This window comes from bacterium (genome assembly GCA_024742285.1).
Lineage (GTDB): Bacteria > Myxococcota_A > UBA9160 > UBA9160 > UBA4427 > UBA4427.
The window spans coordinates 1-1033 of sequence record JANSYR010000053.1; the positions used below are offsets into that span (position 1 = coordinate 1).

Sequence of the window (1033 nt, forward strand, 5' to 3'; positions counted from 1 at the left end):
CCAGCCTCTCGCGCAGGGCCTCACGGTCCGCCACGCTCGCCTCCTGCCCCACGATGCTGGCGACCGGGTCGCCCACGAAGCGGAACAGGGTGAACGAGATCAGCGCGACAACGAGCATCACGACGATCGATTGCGCGAAGCGCCTGAGGATGAAGGCCAGCATGAGGGGAAGTTACAATACGGCCGCGCCCCGGATCGGGGGCGCGGCCGAGTGTGCCTCAGTCGAAGGTGACCGTTGTCATCGACGGCTGGTTCTCGGGATCGACGGCGACGTTCACGCCGTCCCGCGCCGCGTAGGCCAGGAGCTGGTTGTGAACCATCAGGAAGACGCGGTCCTCCTGAACCTGCTGCCAGATCTCGGCGATCGTGGCGTCACGGGCCTCGAGGTCCGTCTCGGTGGCCAGGGACTGGATCTTGGCGTCGAGCTCGGGGTCGGAATAGTTCGACCCGTTCCAGCCACCGCGCGCGCCCTCGGTGCTGTGCACGAGGAAGTCGAAGACATACTGGCTGTCGAAGGGCGGCACGCCCCAGCCGAGCAGGTAGAAATCCGACTCGTCGTTCTGGATCAGCGGGAAATGCAGGCTGCGCGACTGCGACACGAGGTTCGCATTGATGCCGATCTGGCCCAGCATCCCGACGAAGGCCTGGCAGATCGCCTCGTCGTTGAGGTAGCGGTCGTTGGGGCAGTTGAGATCGACGGAGAACCCGTCCGCATAGCCCGCCTCGGCCATCAGTTCGCGCGCACGTTCCGGATCGGGCGGGCCATAGGCGTCGAGCTCGGCGTCCCAGCCGTTGACGAAGGGCGGCACGTTCTGAGCGCCGGGCACCGACTGGCCGCGCATCACGACCTGCTGGATCGCATCACGGTCGAGGGCGAGATGCATCGCCTCGCGCACGAGCGGGTCGGCGAAGGGATTGCCCTCGACGCTCGCGGAGATCAGGTCCTCGGAGCCCATGTCGTAGGCAAAGAAGATCGTCCGGTTTTCGGGGCCGGTGGTGACGGTGATCCCGTCGGTCTGCTCCAGCCGGGCGA

The 1033-nt window shown here is 66.5% G+C and carries 2 protein-coding genes; both read right to left on the reverse strand.

Annotated features, from left to right (window positions below; translation table 11 throughout):
- The coding region (locus tag NXI30_29085) for an ABC transporter permease (protein ID MCR9098295.1) at positions 1 to 163 on the reverse strand (163 nt) is incomplete at its 3' end.
- Positions 164 to 218: 55 nt separating this feature from the next.
- Positions 219 to 1033 (reverse strand): ABC transporter substrate-binding protein (locus NXI30_29090; GenBank protein MCR9098296.1); only part of this gene is annotated, 815 nt, incomplete at its 5' end.